Raw genomic sequence first — 4,816 nt, forward strand, 5'->3', positions numbered from 1 at the left:
GCCCAACGAGGCCTCCATTTGATGCTTGGCCAACTTGCCGTCAAACGGGGCCACCTGATCTTGCAGCATGGCCAGCTGGTCGGCGATGTGCGGCGGGAACAAGTCCCGGCGGGTCGACATCATCTGGCCGAACTTGATCCACACAGGACCAAGCTCCTGCAGCGCCAAACGCAGGCGCTCGCCCAATGGTTTTTCCGGGTGCTCGTTACGCAGCCAGAACAGGGATTTGCGCATTGCCTTTGGCAATTTGAGCCGAGGGTCTTCCGGTAACAGCTCATCCAGCCCGTAACGTAGCTGGACAGCGGTAATTTGGTATAGGCGCTTAACTTCTGACAACACCATCATCGTGGAGTTTGCTCCATGAGGCGGTTGAGGCGTGCTTCACAGCGTGACACGTCCATTTTCAGATCATCGACCTGATCGGCAAAATAGGCGATTTCCAGCGCCTGTGGTGCCAGACGCCACTCTTCAGTGATCACTTCAGCCAAATCACGCTGGCGTTTGGCTACACCCTGCTGGATAAAGCGCGCGCCCTGCTTGGCACCACTGACCAAGGTATGGGCAACGATATCACCGGTATATTGCGAAAGTTTTTCTTCGAAGTCGGGTTTCAACCCGCTCAACAAGGCAGAGAACTGCTGAGCCAACTGGATATCGCCGTCCAGCGACAGCTTGTCGGCCTTAATCAGTTGGGTCAGATTGGCTTGCTGGCGAAGCTCTGGTAAGACGGACAAGTTAAGAGCTAACTGGCAGTCCACCTCGCCTTCATAGGCCCCCAGCACATCGATCTGTTGGCTGAAAACAAAATACAGCTGCTTGCCGAATTCATTGATGGTCACGCCGATCACCTTACCTTTCAAACGGGCAAGGCGACGCTGGCTGTCTTCATCGTCTTTCAGCAGAGCATTGAGTGAGGTCTCGATCGCCCCGGTAACAAACGCATCAACAGGCATGGGTTCCTCAGAATTTGTAGCCACGGTGCAGGGCAACAATGCCACCGGTCAGGTTGTAGTAATTCGTCTGCTCAAAACCGGCATCCTGCATCATCCCTTCCAGCGTGTCCTGATCTGGGTGCATACGGATGGATTCCGCCAAGTAACGGTAGCTTTCAGCATCGTTGGCAATCACTTCGCCCATTTTAGGCAATAGGTGGAACGAATAAGCGTCATAGATTTTCGACAGCGGTTCGACGATCGGCTTTGAGAATTCCAGTACCAACAAGCGGCCACCCGGCTTAAGTACGCGATACATCGAGCGTAGTGCCTTGTCTTTGTCTGTTACGTTACGCAAACAGAAGCTGATGGTAATACAGTCAAAGTAATCATCAGGGAAAGGCAGTTCCTCAGCGTTAGCCTGAACATAACCGACATTGCCGACAATGCCGTTGTCACGCAGTTTACTGCGGCCTACCTTTAGCATCGAATTGTTAATATCTGCCAAGATCACCTGGCCGTCATCACCGACAATGCGCGAGAACTTAGCGGTCAGATCACCCGTACCACCACCTAAGTCTAGGACCTTATGACCACGGCGAACACCACTGCAATCAATGGTAAAGCGCTTCCACACCCGGTGGACTCCCATCGACATCAGGTCATTCATAATGTCGTACTTGGCTGCTACCGAGTGAAATACCTCAGCAACCATTTCCGCCTTGTCTTCCTTGGCTACAGTCCGGTAGCCAAAATGGGTCGTCTCTAGTGTGGTGTCCGTCATGCTACTTCCGTCATGGTTAACGTTTTATTTCGCCCTAGTGTACTTGATGGTTGAGGTTTGCTCAAAGCACAACCTGCATCTATGTCCACACCGCATTATTATGCTGCCGGACCATCCTCGCCAATCGCGGCCAAAGCACCGTCAGGTAGAGTATCTTCATCCGGTGCCCCCAACATCGCCCGCTCGGTCAGTAGCGGGCTAATATCACGCTTGACCTCAACCCCCAACTGGCGAAAGCCTTCAGCCTGGCGGATCACATTGCCGCGCCCCGTGACTAGCTTGTTCATAGCACCTTGGTAGCTCTGGTTGGCCTTTTCCAAAGAGGCCCCCATCGCTTCCATGTCAGTGACAAACAAGCGAAGTTTGTCATAGAGCTTGCTGGCCCGCTCAGCGATCTGCTTGGCATTCTGATTCTGGCGCTCATTACGCCATAGGTTGTTGATTGTACGCAATGCCACCAGCAAGGTGGTCGGACTTACCAACATGATGTTCTGATCCATCGCATCGCGGATCAGGCTTGGGTCAGCTTCGATAGCAGCCTGGAACGCAGGCTCGACAGGGATGAACATCAATACATAATCGAGGCTCTCCACCCCATGTAGCTGATGGTAGTCCTTGCGGCTCAAGCCGCGGATATGGCTGCGCACCGAGGCGACATGCTCACCCAGTGCCAGTTCCTGCTCGGCGACATTGCCGGCATTGAAGAAACGCTCGTAAGCGACCAACGACATCTTGGCATCGATAACCACATCCTTATTCTGCGGCAGATGCACCACAACATCGGGCTGGTAGCGTTTACCGTCTTCATTTTCGAGGCTGATCTGGGTTTGGTACTCATGCCCCTCACGCAGGCCGGACTCGCTAAGCACCCGTGCCAAGACCACCTCACCCCAGTTACCCTGGGCTTTATTGTCTCCCTTGAGGGCTTGGGTCAGGTTAACGGCCTCTTGTGCCATTTGTTCGTTGAGTTGCTTGAGGTTGTTGATCTCATGGACCAAGGTATGGCGCTCGCGGGCTTCCTGGCTAAAGTTGTCATTAACCTGCTTGCGGAAACCCTCAAGCTGCTCGCGTAGCGGCCCAAGCAAGCCTTCCATGCTGATCCTGTTCTGCTGGTCAACTGTTCGGGTCTTGTGTTCGAACATCTTATTGGCCAGGCTCTCGAACTGCACCCGCAGCCTTTCTTCGGCATTTTCCAGCAGGGCAATTTTATCATCCGCCGCTTTTTGCTCTTCAAAATGGCGGGCTTCCTGCTCACGCAAGTCCGCTTCGAGGCCGGCATTGGCCATCCGACTGTTTTCCAGTTGCTCGGTCAGGTACTGCTTCTCGTTCCTGAGCGCTTCGAAATGGCGCATTTTTTCCAGCGCTGCCGCCAATCGACCATGCATCTGGCGCAACTCGGCAGTCAGCCTGTCACGCTCGATATCCATCTCGTCGAGTTCCTGGTTGCGCTCGTCAATCTGGCTCTGGTAATGCTGCATTTTACTCTGGGCCAGTTTCAACTCGGCTTCTGCTTGCTGGCGCAAAAGCTCCATTTGCTGTTGCCAGCGGTTTTTAACCAGCCATGCCGCGATCCCCCCTGCTGCCACAGCGCCGGATACCCCCGTCACCATCGCCAAGCCGTATCCCGACAACCACTCATTCATCATGCTTTGTTCCTGACCCTTTGATTAACCAGCAATTGATCTGCTTTTGCCAATAAGGCTAAGAGGATACTGGATAAATGTCCAGTTTAGATAATGCAGAAAGCCACACCACAGCTCACTCCAGACTGAAGCTCACATTCCTCGTAGCAATATTCTGGTCGGCTCCTGTGCAATCGCATACACTGACGCCCTAACCTGATATTCCCTGCAGCCTTGCCGGTGCAGCAATTGATTATGGATGAACAATGAACGAACGTTACGCGCTCGGGTATGGCCTTGCCGCCGTCCTGCTGTGGTCGACCGTGGCCACCGCATTTAAAATTACTCTCGATTTCTTCACCCCGATCCAGATGCTGGTTGCCGCCAGTGTGGTATCCGCGCTCGCCCTTGCAGGCATCGCGTTTTACCAGGGCAAACTGCACCTGCTGGGCCGTACTTTTATGGCAAGGCCGCTGTACTACCTACTGTTGGGTCTGATCAACCCATTTGCCTACTACCTGGTGCTGTTCAAAGCTTACGAGTTGCTGCCGGCTTCCCAAGCCCAGCCGCTCAATTACAGCTGGGCGATCACCCTGACGCTGATGGCGGCGGTATTCCTCGGCCAGAAAATCCGCAAACAAGACTGGGCAGCATGTGCACTGGGCTACCTCGGCGTGGTCGTGATTGCCACCAAAGGGGATGTGATGGCACTGCAGTTCGACAACCCAACCGGCGTTGCGCTGGCGTTGCTGTCGACCCTGCTGTGGGCGATGTACTGGATCCTAAACACCAAGAATCAGGCCGATGCGGTATTGGGTGTTTTGCTGGGCTTTTTGGTCTCGCTGCCATTCTCCATCGGCTTGAGCCTTTATACTGGTGGCTGGACAGCGATCCCTTGGCAAGGCTGGGCTGCGGTGAGCTATGTCGGCCTGTTCGAGATGGGCGTAACCTTCGTGCTGTGGATCAATGCACTCAAACTGACCCGCAACACTGCCCGGATCAGCAACCTGATCTTCATCTCGCCATTTATTTCGCTGATGCTGCTGGCGACAATTATCGGCGAGGAGATCCACACCTCGACACTGGCAGGCTTGGTATTGATTGTCTGCGGTTTGCTTATCCAGCAGTGGAAAGGGAAAAAACAGCAGGCGGAAACAGCTACCTAGCTTTGGGAATAAAAAAAGCCTGCCACGAAGTGGCAGGCAAACTAGTGAGTAAGGGTTGTCGAGACCCTGCGCCTTAAAAGGGACGGCGTCTTTTTATTATCGAGAGTATTAGGCTGTGACTGGTTCGTGCCAACGGCGGCCCATCTTAGTCCATAACAGGAACAAGCCCGGGAGCAGCAACCACATCTGCAAGACCATCAAATCCGGCGAGCTCAAGCCCAGCCGCTGGGTCAGGCTGACCATGGCACCGGCACCACTCATCTGGAACAAACCCAGCAAGGCAGCTGCCGTGCCGGCACGGTCACCAAATGG

4 protein-coding genes and 2 pseudogenes are annotated in these 4,816 nt (G+C 54.1%); 1 reads left to right on the forward strand and 5 read right to left on the reverse strand.

The window, feature by feature from the left end; all coding sequences use genetic code 11:
* The 4 genes and pseudogenes from ubiB to rmuC form a co-directional block, all read right to left on the reverse strand.
* Positions 1–342: pseudogene (ubiB, locus tag C9J01_RS29160) on the reverse strand (ubiquinone biosynthesis regulatory protein kinase UbiB); the annotation flags it as partial.
* The gene (locus C9J01_RS29165) at positions 342–953 is read right to left on the reverse strand and encodes a ubiquinone biosynthesis accessory factor UbiJ (RefSeq protein WP_107301554.1); all 612 of its coding nucleotides are present in this window, start codon (positions 951–953) and stop codon (positions 342–344) included. The gene C9J01_RS29165 and the pseudogene ubiB, both read right to left, overlap by 1 nt.
* A 7-nt stretch (positions 954–960) precedes the next feature.
* On the reverse strand, positions 961–1,716 hold the full coding sequence (gene ubiE, locus C9J01_RS29170; RefSeq protein WP_107301555.1) for a bifunctional demethylmenaquinone methyltransferase/2-methoxy-6-polyprenyl-1,4-benzoquinol methylase UbiE: 756 nt from the start codon (positions 1,714–1,716) through the stop codon (positions 961–963).
* A 98-nt stretch (positions 1,717–1,814) separates the two neighbouring features.
* Positions 1,815–3,362 (reverse strand): DNA recombination protein RmuC, encoded by a 1,548-nt coding sequence (rmuC, locus tag C9J01_RS29175; protein WP_107301556.1) that lies wholly within the window; start codon positions 3,360–3,362, stop codon positions 1,815–1,817.
* A 242-nt stretch (positions 3,363–3,604) separates the two neighbouring features.
* Between rmuC and C9J01_RS29180 the strand changes: the two genes are divergently transcribed.
* Positions 3,605–4,504: a DMT family transporter gene (locus C9J01_RS29180; protein ID WP_107301557.1), complete on the forward strand. Its 900-nt coding sequence runs from the start codon at positions 3,605–3,607 to the stop codon at positions 4,502–4,504.
* A gap of 108 nt (positions 4,505–4,612) precedes the next feature.
* Here the strand turns inward: C9J01_RS29180 and C9J01_RS29185 are convergent.
* A pseudogene (locus tag C9J01_RS29185) lies at positions 4,613–4,816 on the reverse strand (Bcr/CflA family drug resistance efflux transporter); the annotation flags it as partial.

This window comes from Photobacterium rosenbergii (genome assembly GCF_003026455.1).
GTDB lineage: Bacteria > Pseudomonadota > Gammaproteobacteria > Enterobacterales > Vibrionaceae > Photobacterium > Photobacterium rosenbergii.

Coding starts and splice junctions, on each gene's coding strand:
- rmuC (WP_107301556.1), bottom strand. CDS start 3,362: ATGATGAATGAGTGGTTGTCGGGATACGGCTTGGCGATGGTGACGGGG.
- ubiE (WP_107301555.1), bottom strand. CDS start 1,716: ATGACGGACACCACACTAGAGACGACCCATTTTGGCTACCGGACTGTA.
- C9J01_RS29165 (WP_107301554.1), bottom strand. CDS start 953: ATGCCTGTTGATGCGTTTGTTACCGGGGCGATCGAGACCTCACTCAAT.
- C9J01_RS29180 (WP_107301557.1), top strand. CDS start 3,605: ATGAACGAACGTTACGCGCTCGGGTATGGCCTTGCCGCCGTCCTGCTG.